15 protein-coding genes and 1 riboswitch are annotated in these 17,732 nt (G+C 71.3%); of the genes, 7 read left to right on the plus strand and 8 right to left on the minus strand.

What is annotated here, in order from left to right:
- Positions 1-51: 51 nt before the first annotated feature.
- Positions 52-2,514 (minus strand): DNA helicase PcrA, encoded by a 2,463-nt coding sequence (gene pcrA, locus ACWD01_RS12370; protein WP_451160856.1) that lies wholly within the window; start codon positions 2,512-2,514, stop codon positions 52-54.
- Positions 2,515-2,767: 253 nt separating this feature from the next.
- Positions 2,768-2,959, plus strand: a riboswitch (cyclic di-AMP (ydaO/yuaA leader).
- Between the two features lie 2 nt (positions 2,960-2,961).
- Here pcrA and ACWD01_RS12375 point away from each other — a divergent pair.
- A complete protein-coding gene (locus ACWD01_RS12375) occupies positions 2,962-4,152 on the plus strand; it encodes an NlpC/P60 family protein (protein ID WP_451160858.1) in 1,191 nt (396 codons plus the stop codon).
- A 61-nt stretch (positions 4,153-4,213) separates the two neighbouring features.
- Here ACWD01_RS12375 and ACWD01_RS12380 read toward each other — a convergent pair whose 3' ends face one another.
- Positions 4,214-4,567, minus strand: a complete 354-nt coding sequence (locus ACWD01_RS12380; protein ID WP_451160860.1) for a hypothetical protein — start codon at positions 4,565-4,567, stop codon at positions 4,214-4,216.
- A gap of 344 nt (positions 4,568-4,911) precedes the next feature.
- Here ACWD01_RS12380 and ACWD01_RS12385 point away from each other — a divergent pair, with 344 nt between their 5' ends.
- Both ACWD01_RS12385 and ACWD01_RS12390 read left to right on the plus strand, forming a co-directional pair.
- Positions 4,912-5,961, plus strand: coding sequence for an NlpC/P60 family protein (locus ACWD01_RS12385; protein ID WP_451160862.1), 1,050 nt, complete (start codon positions 4,912-4,914; stop codon positions 5,959-5,961).
- A gap of 100 nt (positions 5,962-6,061) precedes the next feature.
- Positions 6,062-6,817, plus strand: a complete 756-nt coding sequence (locus ACWD01_RS12390) for a GNAT family N-acetyltransferase (RefSeq protein WP_451160864.1) — start codon at positions 6,062-6,064, stop codon at positions 6,815-6,817.
- A 16-nt stretch (positions 6,818-6,833) separates the two neighbouring features.
- On the opposite strand, the gene ACWD01_RS12395 is transcribed toward ACWD01_RS12390, so the two are convergent.
- Together ACWD01_RS12395 and ACWD01_RS12400 are read right to left on the minus strand one after the other, a co-directional pair.
- Positions 6,834-7,523 (minus strand): LuxR C-terminal-related transcriptional regulator, encoded by a 690-nt coding sequence (locus ACWD01_RS12395; protein WP_451160866.1) that lies wholly within the window; start codon positions 7,521-7,523, stop codon positions 6,834-6,836.
- Positions 7,520-8,809, minus strand: a complete 1,290-nt coding sequence (locus tag ACWD01_RS12400) for a PspC domain-containing protein (RefSeq protein WP_451160868.1) — start codon at positions 8,807-8,809, stop codon at positions 7,520-7,522. The genes ACWD01_RS12395 and ACWD01_RS12400 overlap by 4 nt, the downstream gene beginning before the upstream one ends.
- 162 nt (positions 8,810-8,971) lie before the next feature.
- Between ACWD01_RS12400 and ACWD01_RS12405 the strand changes: the two genes are divergently transcribed.
- Complete coding sequence (locus tag ACWD01_RS12405; RefSeq protein ID WP_451160870.1) at positions 8,972-10,249, plus strand: PspC domain-containing protein; 1,278 nt, start codon at positions 8,972-8,974, stop codon at positions 10,247-10,249.
- A complete protein-coding gene (locus ACWD01_RS12410) occupies positions 10,236-10,535 on the plus strand; it encodes a hypothetical protein (protein WP_451160872.1) in 300 nt (99 codons plus the stop codon). Before ACWD01_RS12405 ends, ACWD01_RS12410 begins: the two co-directional genes overlap by 14 nt.
- Here ACWD01_RS12410 and ACWD01_RS12415 read toward each other — a convergent pair.
- From ACWD01_RS12415 to guaA, 3 genes are all read right to left on the minus strand, one after another.
- Positions 10,442-10,963, minus strand: coding sequence for a DoxX family membrane protein (locus ACWD01_RS12415; protein WP_451160874.1), 522 nt, complete (start codon positions 10,961-10,963; stop codon positions 10,442-10,444). The two genes, ACWD01_RS12410 and ACWD01_RS12415, sit on opposite strands and share 94 nt — an antisense overlap.
- A 137-nt stretch (positions 10,964-11,100) precedes the next feature.
- Complete coding sequence (locus ACWD01_RS12420) at positions 11,101-11,697, minus strand: Uma2 family endonuclease (RefSeq protein WP_451160876.1); 597 nt, start codon at positions 11,695-11,697, stop codon at positions 11,101-11,103.
- Positions 11,698-11,798: 101 nt separating this feature from the next.
- Positions 11,799-13,379 (minus strand): glutamine-hydrolyzing GMP synthase, encoded by a 1,581-nt coding sequence (guaA, locus tag ACWD01_RS12425; protein WP_356895303.1) that lies wholly within the window; start codon positions 13,377-13,379, stop codon positions 11,799-11,801.
- Between the two features lie 308 nt (positions 13,380-13,687).
- Between guaA and ACWD01_RS12430 the strand changes: the two genes are divergently transcribed.
- Positions 13,688-13,987, plus strand: coding sequence for a chorismate mutase (locus tag ACWD01_RS12430; RefSeq protein WP_451160879.1), 300 nt, complete (start codon positions 13,688-13,690; stop codon positions 13,985-13,987).
- Between the two features lie 530 nt (positions 13,988-14,517).
- Here ACWD01_RS12430 and ACWD01_RS12435 read toward each other — a convergent pair.
- On the minus strand, positions 14,518-16,113 hold the full coding sequence (locus ACWD01_RS12435) for a hypothetical protein (protein ID WP_451160881.1): 1,596 nt from the start codon (positions 16,111-16,113) through the stop codon (positions 14,518-14,520).
- A gap of 414 nt (positions 16,114-16,527) precedes the next feature.
- Here ACWD01_RS12435 and ACWD01_RS12440 point away from each other — a divergent pair, with 414 nt between their 5' ends.
- On the plus strand, positions 16,528-17,640 hold the full coding sequence (locus ACWD01_RS12440; RefSeq protein ID WP_451160883.1) for an LAETG motif-containing sortase-dependent surface protein: 1,113 nt from the start codon (positions 16,528-16,530) through the stop codon (positions 17,638-17,640).
- Positions 17,641-17,732: the final 92 nt, after the last annotated feature.

Consider the following 17,732-nt stretch of genomic DNA (forward strand, 5'->3'; position numbering starts at 1 on the left):
GCCCCCGCGGGGGCCGGCTTCGTCGTCGACAAGACCCTTCTCAGCGGCGTGTCAGAGCTTCTCGACCGGCGCGTACCGCAGCAGCAGCCGCTTCGGCTTCTCGTCCCCGAAGTCGATCGTCGCCTGCGCCTCCGAACCCGCGCCCTTCACCTCGACCACGGTCCCCAGCCCGAACTGGTCGTGTGTGACCCGGTCGCCCACCACCAGCGAGATCACCGGCTTGTCGCTCGTGCGCCGCGTGGCGAAGCCCGAGGCGCCGCCGCGCGAACGCGAGGACGACAGCGAGGACGCGATGCCGGACGTGGGCCCGGCGGGCGCGGCCATCGGGCCCGTCCGCTTCCATGTCAGATGCTGGACCGGGATCTCCTCGAGGAACCGCGAGGGCGGGTTGTACGAGGGCTGGCCCCAGGCGCTGCGCATCGAGGAGCGGGTCAGATAGAGCCGCTCGCGGGCGCGGGTGATGCCCACGTACGCCAGGCGCCGCTCCTCCTCGAGCTCCTTCGCCTGCCCCAGCGCCCGCATGTGCGGGAAGACGCCGTCCTCCATGCCGGTCAGGAACACGACGGGGAACTCGAGGCCCTTGGCGGTGTGCAGTGTCATCAGCGTGATGACACCGGTGTCCTCGGAGCCCGCTGCGTCAGCAGCAGATTCAGCAGGTGCGTCGGGGATCTGGTCGGAGTCGGCGACGAGCGCCACCTTCTCGAGGAACTCGGCGAGCGTCCCGGCGCCTTCCTCCTCGCCGCGCTCCTGCTCGAACTCGAGCGCCACGGCCGCCAGTTCCTGGAGGTTCTCGATACGGGTCTCGTCCTGCGGGTCCGTGGACGCCTGCAGTTCGGCGAGATAGCCGGTCCGCTCGAGCACGGCCTCCAGCACGACGGCCGGGCCGGCGCCCGAGTCGACGATGGTCCGCAGCTCCTCCATAAGCACGTTGAACCGCTTGACCGCGTTGGCGGAGCGGGCCGCCATGCCGTACGCCTCGTCGACCCGCTTGAGGGCCTGCGGGAAGGTGATCTTCTCGCGGAGCGCGAGGCCGTCGACCATCGCCTCCGCGCGCTCACCGATGCCGCGCTTCGGCACGTTCAGGATGCGGCGCAGCGGAACGTTGTCCTCGGGGTTGGCCAGGACGCGCAGATAGGCCAGCACGTCGCGGACCTCCTTGCGCTCGTAGAAGCGCACCCCGCCGACGACCTTGTAGGGCAGGCCGACGCGGATGAAGATCTCCTCGAAGACACGCGACTGGGCGTTCGTGCGGTAGAAGACGGCGACGTCGCCTGCCTTCGCCTCGCCCTGGTCGGTGAGCCGGTCGATCTCGTCGGCGACGAACTGGGCCTCGTCGTGCTCGGTGTCCGCGACGTAGCCGGTGATCTGGGCGCCCTCGCCCGCGTTGGTCCACAGGTTCTTGGGGCGGCGGGACTCGTTGCGCTCGATGACGGCGTTGGCGGCGGACAGGATCGTCTGGGTGGAGCGGTAGTTCTGCTCCAGCAGGATCGTCGTCGCGTCCGGGTAGTCCTCCTCGAACTGGAGGATGTTGCGGATGGTCGCGCCGCGGAAGGCGTAGATCGACTGGTCGGCGTCGCCGACGACGCAGAGCTCGGCCGGGTCCAGGTCCTCGTAGCCGGTGCCCACCAGCTCGCGCACGAGCGTGTACTGCGCGTGGTTGGTGTCCTGGTACTCGTCGACGAGGACGTGCCGGAAGCGGCGGCGGTAGTGCTCGGCGACGTCCGGGAAGGCCTGGAGGAGGTGGACCGTCGTCATGATGATGTCGTCGAAGTCCAGGGCGTTGGCCTCGCGCAGCCGCGCCTGGTACATCCGGTACGCCTCGGCGAGCGTCTTCTCGAAACCGGCCTGGGCCTGGTCGGCGAAGGTCTCCTCGTCGATCAGCTCGTTCTTCAGGTTCGAGATCTTGGCGCTGAAGGACTTCGGCGGGAACTTCTTCGGGTCGAGGTCCAGATCGCGGCAGACCAGCGACATCAGCCGCTTCGAGTCGGCGGCGTCGTAGATCGAGAACGACGAGGTGAAGCCCAGCTTCTTGGACTCGCGGCGCAGGATGCGCACGCACGCGCTGTGGAAGGTCATGACCCACATGGCGTTGGCGCGCGGGCCCACCAGCTGCTCGACGCGCTCCTTCATCTCGCCGGCGGCCTTGTTGGTGAAGGTGATCGCCAGTATCTGGCCGGGGTGCACATGGCGGGTCCCGAGCAGATGCGCGATGCGGTGCGTGAGCACCCGCGTCTTGCCGGAGCCGGCGCCGGCCACGATGAGCAGGGGTGACCCTGTGTGCACGACAGCGGCGCGCTGCTGTTCGTTCAGCCCGTCGAGGAGCGCGGCGGGGTCCACCACGGGGCGCGGCGCGCCGTCGCGGTAGTACCCGTCGCGGGCCGGGGGCACGTCGAAGGCGCCCTGGAAGAGGTCGTCCGGGATCTGCTCCGGAGCCGAATCCTCGGGCGGCGGCGGATGCTCGTCCGCTTGGGGCTGAAGGTCCGCCAGGAAGCTGTCGTCAAAGAGGCTGCTCATCGCCTAACGAGTCTAGGCGGCCGCACCGACAACCGTGGCCGCACGCCGAAGACCGGCGGCGGGCGACGGTCGGTGACGGCGCGATTCCGCCAGGCGACGAATCCGCCTCCGGAGCCGGGCCGGGGACCATCCGCCGAAAAAGGTCACGAAAATGTATCGGACATATCGAACATCAACCTTCACAGCGGCTGCACGAGTTGGCTAGCGTGCTCGACCAGGCGGCCCGCACCCCTCCCGGCGAACCACGCCGAACGGGCGGCCTGCGCCGAATCCGGCCTCCGGCAACGGAGTCCGGAACCGGGGACCCACCCTCCCGACACCGTCCTCGACACGGGAGGACCCAGTACCACCGGGGTGAATCGGACCGCGCGCCACTCGGTCCGTAGGGCACCTTCCGTTCGCCCGAACCCGACAGCTAACCCGGTAGGCGGTCCACGGAAGAAGGAGATGCCGGCCTTGGCGTCGCATCGCAAGCCCCGCAGCCGAAGCACCAAACCGTCCTCCGCCGTCGGATTCACCACGGCAGCCCTCGCGGGTGTGACCCTGCTCTCCACGCAGAGCGCGACGGCCGCGCCCGCCGAGCCGAAGCCCAGCATCGAAGAGGTGCAGAAGAAGGTCGACGACCTGTACCGGCAGGCCGGCAGCGCCACGCAGGAGTACAACAAGGCGAAGGAAGCCACCGCGGAGAAGCGCCAAGAGGTGGACCAGCTCCTCGACGAGGCGGCCAAGCGCACCGAGAAGCTGAACGAGTCCCGCCGCGAGCTCGGCAACTACGCGGCCGCGCAGTACCGCACCGGTTCCGTCACGCCCACCGCCGCGCTGATGTTCGCGGACAGCCCGCAGGCGTACTTCGACCAGACGCAGCTGATGGACCGGATGACGGCCCAGCAGCGCACCGCGGTCAGCGAGTACGAGACCGAGCGGGCGGCGGCGGCCAAGCAGCGCGCGGCGGCGACGAAGCGCCTCGAGTCCCTCACGGACTCCCAGGAGGCGCTGCGCACCAGCAAGCAGACGGTGCAGACCAAGCTCGCGGAGGCGCGCACCCTGCTGTCGACGCTGACGGCGGAGGAGAAGGCACGGCTCGCCGCGATCGAGCGGAAGAAGGAGGAGGAGGCCCGCCGCAAGGCCGAGGCGAAGGCCGCGGCCGAGGCCGCCGCCAGGGCGGAGGCCGAGCGGCAGGCCCAGGAGCGCGAGACGGCCCCGAGCACGGACCCCGGCACCACCGACCCGGGGACGGACACTGGTACGGACACCGGCACCGGGACCGGCACGGACGACGGCACCTACGCGGCCAAGGCCGACAAGGTCCTCGCCTTCGCCCGCGCCCAGATCGGCAAGCCGTACGTGTGGGGCGCGACGGGCCCGAGCTCGTACGACTGCTCCGGCCTCACCGCGGCCGCCTGGAAGGCGGCCGGCGTGGACCTGCCGCGCACCACCTGGGACCAGGTGAAGGTCGGCACCCGCGTCGCGACGGCGGATCTGCTCCCCGGCGACCTGGTCTTCTTCTACGACGACATCAGCCACGTCGGGATCTACATCGGCGACGGCAAGATGATCCACGCCCCCAAGCCGGGCACGAACGTCCGCGAGGAGTCCATCTTCTACATGCCGATCTACGGCAGCGTCCGCCCCGCCTGACCCCGGTCGCACGAGTGCCCGGGCGGCCGAGCCGCCCGGGCACCGGTATGTCCGGCCCGGATCAGGTCCAGAGGGTGGCGATGAAGATGTTGACCATGGTCAGGCCGCCGACCGCGCCGAACAGCGCCTTGTCGACCCTCTCCTCGTCCCGCTTGACGTAGACGAGGCCGAGGATCACCACCAGGACCGCCAGCTTGACGCCGATCTTGAGGTTGTTCACCGTCTGGTCGTCCGCCTGGTTCAGACCCACCAGCGCCACGCCCGTGACCAGCATGGTCAGCGCGCCGTGCAGCATCGCCGGGTTGAAGCGGGCCGTGCCCTCCCCCATCGCCTTCATCTGGGTCAGGAATCCGCCCAGCAGCGAGGCGATACCAATGATGTGCAGGGCGACGAAGACATTGATGAGTACGTCCATGGCCGGAGCCTAACCCTCCCCATACCACCGCCCGTCGGGCAGGTGGGCCCGCTCCGCCGCATCGGTCGGCAGGCCGCGGCAATGCGGAACCGTGACGTCCATCGGGTGGTCGGCAACCGGTCCCAAGCGTCCATCTTCGGTACTTTGCGGTCCTTCCGCCCCGCCCCCGTGACCGCGGCGTCTAGCGTCCTTCCTCAGGTGGCCGACTCCCCACCAGCCGTCGTACAGCCGGACGGCACTCGGCCGCCACCGCCGGGATGTCCGGCGGTGGGCCGCTCCCCTGTGCGGCCCGCCGCCGGACGCGAACGGCGGGCAGCGATCGACGGAAGGACGTGGAAGCCCTCGTGGCAACCCACCGGAAACCAAGGCCGCGCCTGTTCGGCGGGCCGGCCGCCCGTACCGCGGTCACCCTCGCCCTCGCCGGCGCGGCGACCGGCACCGCGTTCGAGGGCACGGTCCAGGCCGAGCCCCGCCTCACCCCCGCTCAGGTCAAGATCCGGGTCGACAAGCTGTACCGGGAGGCGGAGGCCGCCACCGAGAACTACAACGGCGCCAAGGAGCAGACGTCGAGCGCCCGCAGGTCGCTCGACGCGCTGCGCGACGAGGCCGCGCGCAGGACCGAGCGGCTCAACGCCTCCCGCAACGCGCTCGGTTCGGTCGCCACGGCCCAGTACCGCGACGGCGGCATGGATCCCGGACTGCGCCTCGCCCTCACCTCCGACCCGGAGGACTACCTGGAGCGCGCCGCCCGCGCCGAACGGGTCGGCGCCCGGCAGGCCGCCACGATCGCCGGGGTCCGGCGCCAACTGAGGGAGCTGGCAGACCTCAAGGAGCAGGCCGCGGAGAAGGTCGCCACGCTGGAGGCCCGCCGCAAGGAACTGGCCGGTCACAAGGCCACGGTGCGCGGCAAACTCGCGGCCGCCGAACGGCTGCTGGCCAGGCTCACCGCCGAGCAGCGCGCCGCGTACAACGACGGCGGCTCCACCCGGGCGCCCGCCCGCGCCGACCGCGCCGACGCCCCCCGGAGCCCGCTGCGGGCCCCGAACAGCCGGGCCGCCCAGGCCGTCGCGTACGCGTACAGGGCGCTCGGCAAGCCGTACGTGTGGGGCGCGACGGGGCCGGGCTCCTACGACTGCTCGGGCCTCACCCAGGCCGCCTGGCGCGCCGCCGGGGTGTCGCTGCCGCGCACCACGTACACCCAGATCAACGCCGGCGAGCGCGTTCCCCGCTCCCGACTCGCCCCGGGCGACCTGGTGTTCTTCTACTCGGGCGTCTCGCACGTCGGGCTCTATATCGGCGGCGGCAGGATGATCCACGCGCCGCGGCCCGGCGCTCCGGTGCGGATCGCGCCGATCGACGAGATGCCGTTCGCGGGGGCGACCCGTCCCGCGTGACGGCCGTGCCGGTAATCCGATAGCGGGGGCTCCGGTCCGGGTGGCACCATCCCGGGGTCCCGGGGGCCCGCCCCCCGTTGCCCGACCGGCAGGAGACCACGTGGACGTCGACGTCCAGAACTATGTGCGCACCCTCGCACGCCGCTCGCCCGGCCACGTACGCGTCGGCCCCTTCACGGTCCGCTACGACGCCGACTGGCCCATCCCGCCCGTCAATTACGCCGTCCCCGACCACGGCGTGAACCCCACGCCCGGCGACATCAAGGCACTGGTCGAGGTGTTCCGCGAACGGGACCGGCTGCCGCGCCTGGAGTTCCTGCCGTCCTGCGCCCCCGCCCTCGAACCGGCCCTGCTCGCCGCCGGGTTCACCGTCGAGCGGCGCGCCCCCCTGCTCGCCTGCTCCCCCGAGGCGCTGGTGACGCCGCCCCCGGTGCCCGGCATCACCCCCACGGTGCTGACCGACGAGGCCGGGCACCGCGCCGCGGCCGCCGTGCAGCACGCGGGCTACGGCATGGACGGCGAGGTGACGGAGGGCCAGATCGCGGCCCTGCGGCGCGTCACGGAGGGCGGCGGCGCCGCGGCGCTGGCCACCGACGACACGGACGGCGCCCCGGTCGCCGCGGGCAGCTGCTCGATCCCCGTCGACGGCCTCAGCGAGCTGACCGGCCTCGCGGTCGCCGCCTCCCACCGCCGCAGGGGCATCGGCGCCGCCCTCTCCGCCTATCTGACGGCCCGGGCCTTCGAGCAGGGCTGCCGCACGGTCTGGCTGGAGCCCGGCGACGCGGACGTCGAACGCGTCTACGCCGCCGTCGGCTACACCCGGGTCGGCGACAAGACCGACATGTCGCTGAGCTGAACCGGCCGGCGGCCCGTCACACCAGGCGGCGGGCCGTCGCCCACCGGGTCAGCTCGTGCCGGTTGGAGAGCTGGAGCTTGCGCAGCACGGCGGAGACATGCGACTCGACGGTCTTCACCGAGATGAACAGCTGCTTGGCGATCTCCTTGTACGCGTACCCGCGCGCGATCAGCCGCAGCACCTCCCGCTCCCGCTGCGTCAGCCGGTCCAGGTCCTCGTCGACCGGCGGCGCGTCCGTGGAGGCGAACGCGTCCAGCACGAAGCCGGCCAGCCGCGGCGAGAACACCGCGTCGCCGTCCTGCACCCGGAAGACCGAGTCGACCAGGTCCGCGCCGGTGATGGTCTTGGTGACATAGCCGCGGGCGCCGCCCCGGATCACGCCGATCACGTCCTCCGCCGCGTCGGACACCGACAGTGCCAGGAAGCGCACCGGGTTCTCCGCGGCGCCCATCAGCGGGGCGCAGCGGCGCAGCACCTCGACCCCGCCGCCGCCGGGCAGATGCACGTCGAGCAGGACGACCTCCGGCCGGGTCGCCGTGATCACGGTGACCGCCTGGTCGACGTCGGCGGCCTCACCGACGACCTCGACGCCCGTCCGCTCGGTCTCCCCGATCTCGGCCTGCACACCGGTGCGGAACATCCGGTGGTCGTCGACGAGCACGACCCGCACCCGACGTTCCTCGGTCTGTTCTGCGGCCTCGGTCATCCGTCCGCCCTCTCCATCTCGAGCTCCACTTCCGTGCCGTCCCCCGGCACGGAGCGCAGCCGCGCCGTCCCGCCGTTGCGCTGCATACGGCCGATGATCGATTCTCTGACGCCCATCCGGTCCTCCGGCACGGCGTCCAGGTCGAAGCCGGGCCCCCGGTCCCGTACGGACACGAAGACCGTACGGCCCTCGACCTCCGCGAACACCTGCACCGCCCCTCCCGCGCCACCGTACTTGGCGGCGTTGACCATCGCCTCGCGCGCGGCCTGCATCTGTGCCGCCAGCTTCTCGTCGAGCGGGCAGTCGCCGACGACGACGACCTCGAGTGGGACGCCGTGCTTGTCCTCGACCTCGGCGGCCGTCCTCTTGACCGCCTCCGCGAGGGTGCCGGGCTCCTCGTCCTCCTCCTTGCCGGTGCCCTCCGGCCGGTAGAGCCAGTTTCGCAGCTCCCGCTCCTGGGCGCGGGCGAGTCGGCGGACCTCTCCGCCGTCGTCGGCGTTCCGCTGGATCAGGGTGAGGGTGTGCAGCACGGAGTCGTGGACGTGCGCGGCGACCTCGGCCCGCTCCTGCGCCCGGATGCGCATCGTCCGCTCCTCGGAGAGGTCCTGCGTCATCCGCACCAGCCAGGGCCCCGCGAGCAGCGCGACCCCGGCGATGACGGCGACCGCGGCGGTCAGCACGTTGCCCAGCTGGGCGGCGGAGCCGCGCACCACCATGAAGACGGTCAGGCCCATGCCGACGAGCGCGACACCGGCCAGCGCCCGGGCCAGCTGGAGCAGCCGCCGGCGACGGCCGACGTCGGTCCAGCGGGCGCGGCGCGCGTTGTCCGCCTGCCGCCAGACCAGGACGACGCCCGCGCCGATGAGCAGCGTCGGCCACACGTAGCGGTTGCTGCCCCGCATGTCGACGTTGCCGATGAAGACGGCGGCGCCGAAGAGGAGCGCGAGCATCGCGAAGAGCTGCCCCTTGTCGGGCTTGCGCAGTCTGCGGCGCCCGTCGGGGGTGGTCTCGAACACCGAGCGCGGCTCCGGGGTCCGGCCGCCGACCCCGAGGGGCACGACGATCCAGAACACCGCGTAGAGCACCGCGCCGAGTCCGTCGGCCAGGAACAGTCCGAGGAAGACCAGCCGCACCCAGACGACGGGAAGCCCCAGATGACCCGCGAGGCCGCGGGCCACTCCGCCGAGCATCCGCCCGTCGGCGCTGCGGTAGAGCCTGCGCAGCGCGGGCTCCTCCGGCAGGGGTGCGTGGGAGGAGCCGGTGGTTCCCGGAGTGGCGACTGGCATGCTCCGATCGTCACACGCGGGGCCCCGGCGCGGTATCAGGGTCGCCCCTGAACCGTCCCTGACCGGCCCTGAAATCCCGTGGCCGTCTCAGGGCCGGATATCAGGGAAGGGCCAGGGTCGTCCGGGCTCCCGTCGCCCCGCCCGGGCCGTCACCATGGACTCATGACAGAGCAGCCGACCGTCCCGCCCCCCGAGACACCGCAGCTGCGCCGCTCCCCCCGCCACAAGGTGGTGGCCGGTGTGTGCGGCGGACTGGGCCGGTACTGCGACGTGGACCCGGTGATCTTCCGGATCGCGGTGGGCGTGCTGTCCGTGACCGGCGGCATCGGGCTGATCTTCTACGGCTTCGCCTGGCTGCTGCTCCCGTCGGAGGACGACGAGGAGAACGAGTTCCGCCGGCTGCTGACCGGCCGGGTCGACGGCGCGTCACTGACCGCCGTGCTCCTCGCGCTGATCGGCTGCGGGCTCTTCCTCTCCATGCTGGGCAACGGCGGAGCCCTCTTCTTCGCGGCAATGCTGTCCCTGGCGGTCGCCGGCGCGGCCGTGTGGTCCCAGCGCCGCCGGCTGGCGGTGCACGACGGCACGCCGGGGGACACGGCGACGGCCCACGCGGTCGCGGAGGCCCCGCCGGAGACCAAGGCGCCGCCCGTGCCGGAAAGCCCCTCCTGGTGGCGCGACCCGATCGTCAAGGACGGCACGACCGGGCCGGTACCGACCGGCTATCTGTGGGGCCCGGAGTCGGCGGTCGCGGAGGCCGCGGCACCGCGGGCCCGCACCGGGCACGGCCCCGTGCCCCGGCAGAACCGGGGCCCGCGGGGCATCGGCGGACCGGTCTTCCTGCTGGCGCTGCTGGCGGGCGGCCTCGGAACCGGGCTGAGCTGGGAGGGCCAACCCCTGGGCACGGCCCTGCAGATCGGCCTGGTGGCCGCGCTGGCGGTGTTCGGGCTCGGCCTGCTCGTCGGCTCGGTCCTGGGGCGCACCGGCTTCGGCACCGTCCTGCTGACGATGGTCACGGCCGTGCTGCTCGCGGGGGCCTCCGCGCTGCCGAAGGACATCAGCACGACCTGGGGCGAGCGGACCTGGCGGCCCGCGTCGGTCACGGCCGTCGAACCGTTCTACGAGCTGGGCACCGGAGCCGGCACGCTCGACCTGTCCACCGTCGCCGTTCCCGCCGGCACGACGCTGTCTACCCGGGCCGAGATCGGGGCCGGCCAGCTCAGGATCGTCCTGCCCAAGGACGCCACGGTGAAGATCGACGCCGAGGTCGGCGTCGGCGACATCCGGCTCCCCGACGAGACGGCGCAGGACGTCGACGTCGGCCCGAGCCAGGACCGCCGGCGCACGCTGGCCCCGCCCGAAGGGGCGAAACCGGCGGGCACGCTGGAGCTGGAGCTCGAAGTGGGCGTCGGACATGTGGAGGTGACCCGTGCCACGTCATGAGTCCGCACCGGAAGCCCGCCGCGCGTATCTGCACGGCTTCCGCCCGGCCGGCTTGATCGCCGGCCTGAGCGTACTGACCGCGGCCCTGCTCTACGGCGGCGACGCCGGCGGCGCCTGGCACACGCCCTGGTGGGTGGCGTTCCCGATCGTGTTCGGCGGCCTCTGGCTGGCGGGCACGGTGGCCGCGCTGCACTACGGGGTGCGCCGTCGCCGTGCCGCGATCAGGGCGTCGACGGAGAACAGCGACGCGCCCGCGAGCACCAACGGCAGCCAGGCCATCAGATAGGCGAGGTCGTTGCCGTAGTAGTACGGGTCGGTCTGCCAGCTGACGGTCAGCCACAGGCTCAGCGAGATCAACGCCCCGCCGAGAGCGGCGAGCCGGGCCAGCAGCCCGAGGAGCGTGCCGATGCCGACGGCGAGCTCTCCGAAGGCGATGGCGTAGCCGAAGCCCTCCGGGTTCTTCAGCGCCAGGTCGACGAGGGCGGGGATCGCGGACGTGTCGCGCACGCCGGCCATCAGCTCCCCGATGGAGCCGGTGCCGGTGGCCGACATGAAGGCACTGTCGGTGAGTTTGTCGAGGCCCGCGTAGACGAACGTCACGCCGAGAAAGATCCGCAACGGCAGCAGGGCATACCGTCCGGCCTGCTCCCGCAGCCCCCGCGGCCCGTCGTCGGGCATTCCGTAGTCCGACGCCGCCCGGTGCGTGTGTGTCATCGCTGGTCCCGCCTTCAGTCGACCCGTCCACCGACCATACGTACGCGGCGGCCGAGCGGCTCACCAGGCTGGCGACACAGTCTGTGACAAAGGAGGACCGCCGGAGGGAAGCCGTCGGAGGAGAGCCGTCAGGACCGTCAGAGGTTGTCGATGTCCGCGAGGTCGATGTCGATGTCGAACGGGACGGAGAGCTTCAGCCGGTCGTGGTGGATGCCGGTCAGGGCATAGGACTTGGTGACCTCCGAGCGCTCGAAGACGTGGACGACCGGGTGGTCGTCCGCCCCGCCCATCTCGACCAGCCAGAAGTGCGGAATACCGGCCTCTGCGTAGAGCTGCGGCTTGCGGTGTCGGTCGCGGGCCTCCGAGTCCGGGGAGACCACCTCCACGGCAAGGAGGACGTCGGCGGCCGTGTAGTACGTCTGGCTGCGGCTGGTGACGGCCTCGGCACGGATCACGGACACGTCCGGCTCGGGGCCGTTGCGCTTGTCGAGCACGACGGTCATCTCGCGCGCTGCCTTCAGTGTCGGCGGGGCCGTACGGCGCAGTCCTCCCACCAGCAAGTCGATCACAAGGCTGTGAAAGTAACGCTGCGGACTCACGAAAACCAGGCTCCCGTCGATCAGCTCGGTGTGCGGCGGGAGGTCGGGCAGCGTCAGCAGGTCGTCCACGGTGTATCCGTCCTGCGGCGGCACCGGCCAGGTGTTCGTGACCTCAGCGATCATGGTTCCTCCCATGGACGGGATTCTGCTCCGTACGATCAGCCTACCCACGGCAAACGCCGATGCCGCCGCTCAAACGAATGAGCGACGGCGTCGGCGTTGACCTGCGGGAGGGGTCACTCCCACTCGATGGTGCCCGGCGGCTTGCTGGTCACGTCGAGGACGACGCGGTTCACGTCGGCGACCTCGTTGGTGATGCGGGTCGAGATCTTCGCCAGTACGTCGTACGGCATCCGCGTCCAGTCGGCCGTCATCGCGTCCTCGGACGAGACCGGGCGCAGCACGATCGGGTGGCCGTAGGTGCGGCCGTCGCCCTGGACGCCGACGCTGCGGACGTCGGCGAGCAGCACGACCGGGCACTGCCAGATGTCGCGGTCCAGGCCGGCCGCCGTGAGCTCCTCGCGGGCGATCGCGTCCGCCTCGCGGAGCAGGTCGAGCCGCTCGCGGGTGACCTCGCCGACGATCCGGATGCCGAGGCCCGGGCCGGGGAACGGCTGGCGCTGGACGATCTCGTCCGGCAGGCCGAGCTCCTGGCCGACCATGCGGACCTCGTCCTTGAAGAGCTGGCGCAGCGGCTCGACGAGTTCGAACTCGAGGTCCTCGGGCAGGCCGCCCACGTTGTGGTGCGACTTGATGTTGGCGGTGCCGGTGCCGCCGCCGGACTCGACGACGTCCGGGTAGAGCGTGCCCTGGACGAGGAAGGCGACGTCCTCGCCGTGCTCGGCCTCGGCCACGATGTCGGCCTGGGCCTGCTCGAAGACCCGGATGAACTCGCGGCCGATGATCTTCCGCTTCTCCTCGGGGTCGGACACCCCGGCGAGCGCCTTCAGGAACCGTTCCTGCGCGTCGACGACCTTGAGCTGTACGCCCGTGGCCGCGACGAAGTCCTTCTCGACCTGCTCGGTCTCGCCCTTGCGCATCAGACCGTGGTCCACGTACACGCAGGTCAGCTGGGAGCCGATGGCCTTCTGTACGAGTGCCGCGGCGACCGCGGAGTCCACGCCGCCGGACAGACCGCAGATGGCGCGCTTGGTGCCGACCTGGGCGCGGATCGCCTCGACCTGCTCCTCGATGACGTTGCCCGTGGTCCAGTTCGGCTCGATGCCGGCGCCGCGGTAGAGGAAGTGCTCGAGCACCTGCTGCCCGTAGGTGGAGTGCATCACCTCGGGGTGGTGCTGCACGCCGTACAACTTCTTCTCGTCGTTCTCGAAGGCGGCGACCGGCACGACGTCCGTGGAGGCGGTGACGGTGAAGCCCTCGGGGGCGGCGGAGCAGGCGTCGCCGTGCGACATCCACACCGACTGCTCGTCCGGGGTGCCCTCGAAGAGCGTCGAGCCGCTCTTGGAGACGTGGAGCGGCGTACGGCCGTACTCCCGCGCGCCGGTGTTGTCGACGGTGCCGCCGAGCGTCGTCGCCATCAGCTGGAAGCCGTAGCACATGCCGAAGACGGGGACACCCGCCTCGAAGAGCGCACGGTCCAGGCGCGGGGCGCCCTCCGCGTACACCGAAGAGGGTCCGCCGGAGAGGATGATCGCCCTCGGGTTCTTGGCCAGCATCTCGGCCACCGGCATGGTCGAGGGGACGATCTCGCTGTAGACCCGGGCCTCACGGACACGGCGGGCGATGAGCTGGGCGTACTGCGCACCGAAGTCGACAACGAGCACGACGTCGGGGGCGGCGGAGGGTGCTGCGGGCACGGGGGCTGCCTTCCGGCGGGGAAAAGGGTCTGCTTTGTCGATTCTACCGGCGCGCCGGGCACACTTTTCGTCTCACCATCCGAACCGGTTTTGGCCTCCGCGGCCGGAAGCGGTCCATACTGACGCCATGCACAAGCAGCTGACCTTCGTCTTTACCTATGGCACCGGCCCGTCCGGCTGCCATGGTCGCGCTGCTTGATCAGCTGACAGCGACTTCCCAGGCGCCCCGGGCCGACAAGGCCCGGGGCGCTTCGGCATTTCCGGGCCGCGCCGGGCCGGGGCAACCACTTCACCGAGGAGCCCCTCAGATGTCCGTTCAGATGTCCGTGACCGAGACCGAGAAGACCGGCGCCCGCACCGAGACGGCCGCCGCTGTGATCAGCGGCGCGCGTGAGCGGATCGACGCGCTCGACGACAGGATCATCGGCCTGATCCAGGAACGGATGGCGGTCTCCGCCGTCATCCAGGACGCCCGGATCGCCTCCGGCGGCCGCCGGGTGAACCTGGCGCGCGAGATGGAGGTGCTGGCCCACTACCGGGACGCACTCGGCAGGCCGGGCACGTCCATCGCGATGACGATGCTGGAGCTGTGCCGGGGCCGCGTCTGACCGGACGGCCGGCCCCGTCCGCGTACGCCTGCGTATCTGCGTTCGGGCGCATCCTCACCCGTACGGCGCGTGACGCACCCCGCCGGTCTTCGTTGGTCCCGTTGTCCGTGCCAGCCAGGGGCGGCCTTGAAGGAAACCACGCGTGGCTCCGCTGGGGCGTGTGACGTACCGAAGGTGCGTCGTGGGACCTCGCCACAGCGTGCGTGACCGGTCGGCAGGGGACAGCAGCCCGGTCACCATGGTCGGCGCCGGGGACGCCCGGCACCGACCGCATCCGGTCCCCACGGCTGCGCCCGGCGCAGCCCGTCCAGCAGACACGAGCCGAGCTGGTCCCCCTCCGCACAACCACCTTGACGAAGGCGACAGCCGCCCGTGCGCGCCACCCTCGCGCCGGACCGGCGGCCTCTCCCCACGCGGCGCACACCCCCCCGGCGCCGCGCCCCGGCACCGGCGCTGCCCTGACGCCGGTGCCGACCGGAAGGGCCCCGCGGACGCGATGTCCACGGGGCCCTTCGCGACGTCGGCGCGGGTCAGACGGAGCGGCGGCGACGGGCCGCCACGAAGAGCACCCCGCCCGCGGCGAGCGCCACAGCGGCGCCGCCCGCGGCCAGCAGGGCGGTGGAGCCGGTGGAGGCCAGGCCGCCCTGGGCGGAGCTGCCACCGGTGGTGCCGGCGGACGATCCGTCGGTGGTGCCGCCGTCGTCACCGGAGCCGCCGGTCGAACCACCGGTCGAGCCACCGGTGGTACCGCCCGTGGAGCCGCCGGTCGAGCCCGAACCGCCGGTCGAGCCGCCGGTGTCGCCCGGGGTCTCCTCGTCACCGGTGCCGTTCAGCACGATCCAGCCGTCGTCGTTGGCGGGCTTCCCCTCCGCGGGGTCGTCCTCCTTCCCGGGGAACTCCGGGAAGTGGATACGGCCCTTGGCGCCCTCGACGACCTTGCCGATGCGGAACTCGAACGGATATTCGCGCTGGTCGGTCTCCATGATCGGCGTGCCGGCCCAGCACAGGTACTGGGACTCGTCCTTGCCGGTCGCGGTGTTCAGCGCCCGGCAGGAAGCAGGGCTCTTGGTGACCTTCGCGCCCTCGGGCACGTTGACCCTGAAGGTGAACGGCTCGCCGCCCGAGCGCAGCGCACCGATCCACGCCGGACCGTGGTTGCTCAGCCGGACGTCGACCTTGACCGTCTCGCCCTTGGCGCCGTCGGCGCGGCCGCCGGACAGGTCGAGGTCATAGGTGTTCTTCGTGGGGAAGTCGAGCTCCGCGTACCGCACGTACTCGCCGGTCCTGGCCTCCTGCGCCGGCTTCAGCGTGAGCGCGGCACCGGTCCCCGCGCGGAGAGCGAGGCCCGTGCGAAGCTGCTCCGCCTGCTTCGGGGAGACGGCCGTGAAGCGGTAGGAAAGGGTGTCGCGCAGCGCGAAGGCCGCGGTCTTCACCTTCACGGGCTCGCTGAGCTGCCAGCTCTCACCGGGCCCGAAAGTGCCTTCGAAGGAGCAGAGGACGACCTTGCGGTAGCGGACCAGGTCGTCCTTGTTCTCCTCGGCGTACTCGCAGTTCTCGTACGTGACGGGGAACGACAGTCCGCGGCTGCCCGAGAGGCGGAGCACCACGCCGTCGGCCGCCATGCTGCCGACGTTGCGGAAGCCGAGCGGCGCCGCGTACGTGTCGCCCGCGGCGAAGCCCGCGGGCTCGGCCGGCAGCTGCTTCATCCGGAGCTCGGGGCCGCCGACGAGCACGTCGACGGTGTGCTCGTCGAAGGTGAGGCCGTTGCCCTGGCCGGTCACCTTGATCCTGCCGAAGTCGCCGGCCTTGCTCTCGTCGGTGACCTCGACCCGGAGGTCGTAGTCCGGGTTGAGCACGTCACCGGGGTAGAGGGTGTCGGACGTGCAGACCGCGATCAGCCCGTCCGCCTCACAGGGCAGCTCGACATCGGCGAAACCCGCGAGTTCGGTGGCGTCGATGGTGATGGAGTAGCCCTCCGACGGGATCGGCGCCGGGTTCGGCTCGACGTCCGGGTCGTACCCTCCCGGGCCCTCGACCCTGATCTCGACGTTGTGCTCGGTCGGATCGACGTTGCCGCCGCTCAACGACAGGTCGAGTTTGCCGGTCCCCTTGATGGTGACCGGCACCGGGGCTTCCTCAGCGTGCGCGGTTCCCGTGACCCCCACGGCGGCGACCGCCATGGCAGCCAGGCCGGCAAGTGCCTTCCGGCGCCACGAAGAACGTACGGATACGCGTCTGATGTCCACTCTCTTCCTCCGGTACAACGGGAGCCACTCGGGGTGACACCTCGATCATGTGACCGCACGCCCGCACGGAACGTTGCACGGCGGCCGATCACGGATTCATCTCGTTCCGGCCAGGAGCGCGAGCCGTGGCACAGGTCACATAAAGATCCTGTGAGTTCGCGTGCAACCAATCACCCTGGTCGCAGGTCATGCATGCGTAACAACGACCTCATGTGTTCGCACCCAGGTGCGGCTGGGGGTCCCAATTCAGCCTCCGTGCCGCTCCGGCGGTACCCAGACTTCACTGAGGTCTCAATGAAGCTTCGCCGCGCCATGGCCATCGCTGCCGCGACGGCCGTCATCGCACCCGCCACCTTCCTGGCGGCGCCGGCTGCGTACGCGACGACCAGCACGCCCCCGGTCTCCACCGAGACGGGCTCCGACACCCCGGGCACCGAAGACCCGGCCGACGACACCACCGGCGAGCAGACGCCGGACACCACGACGCCGGACACCTCCGGCGAGCAGACGCCTGAGGGAACCACTCCGGACGAGAACGCTCCGGACGCCGGCACTGCCGGTGAGACGAAGCCGGACGACGAGACCGAGGACAAGCCGGAGGCCGACACCCCCGGCGGGGGAACCCTGGAAGAGAAGACCCCGGACGAGGGCACCACCGACGGGAAGACCCCGGAGGACGGGGAGATCCCCGAGGACGAGGACTCCGAGGAGTTCCCGGCCTGTGCCGAGGCGAGCATCGACGTCAGCCTGGGCGGCTTCCCGAACAAGATCGTGGCCGGCAGCGGCTGGAAGAACTTCACGTTCGACGTGAAGAACACCGGCGACACGGACATCGAGACGCTGGAAGTCTTCACCATCGCGACGTACGGGAAGTCGGTCGAGGACTTCGACGAGAGGCTCGTCGAGAAGTACGCGCAGTTCGAGTACAAGGACGCAGAGACCGGTAAGTGGGTCAACGACCTCGACGGCTCGGGGATCAACAACGGCCTGTTCTTCGGGGCGTTCCCCATCGACGCCGGCGAGCAGGTGACCATCGACCTTCGCGTGCGGATCGACAAGGCCGCGCCCGCCGGTGCCGGCGTGACCGTCGCCGTCGGCGGCTACGACAACGGCGCCGAGGACGAGACGTTCGAGTGCTTCGAGGACGGCGCCGTCTACCCGTTCACGATCGTCAAGGCCGGTGGCAACGCCGGTGACGTCGACGACTCCGAGCCGACCGGCGAGAAGCCGGACAGGGACGTGAAGCCGCAGGGCGAGGCCAAGCCGATCCCGGTCACCGGCAACCTCGCCGAGACCGGTTCTGACTCGAGCCTGCCCGTCATCGGCGCGATCGGCGGCATCGCCGTCCTCGCCGGCGCCGGTGTGGTCTTCGCCATGAAGCGCCGCCGTGGTGACGCCACCGCGTAACGGCTGACGCCTGACGTTCACGCTCAGGCTCCCGAAGCCACAAAGGCCGCTGCACTCGGAGGGGGGTGCAGCGGCCTTCGTGCGACCGAATC

The organism is Streptomyces sp. NPDC002835 (assembly GCF_053591995.1).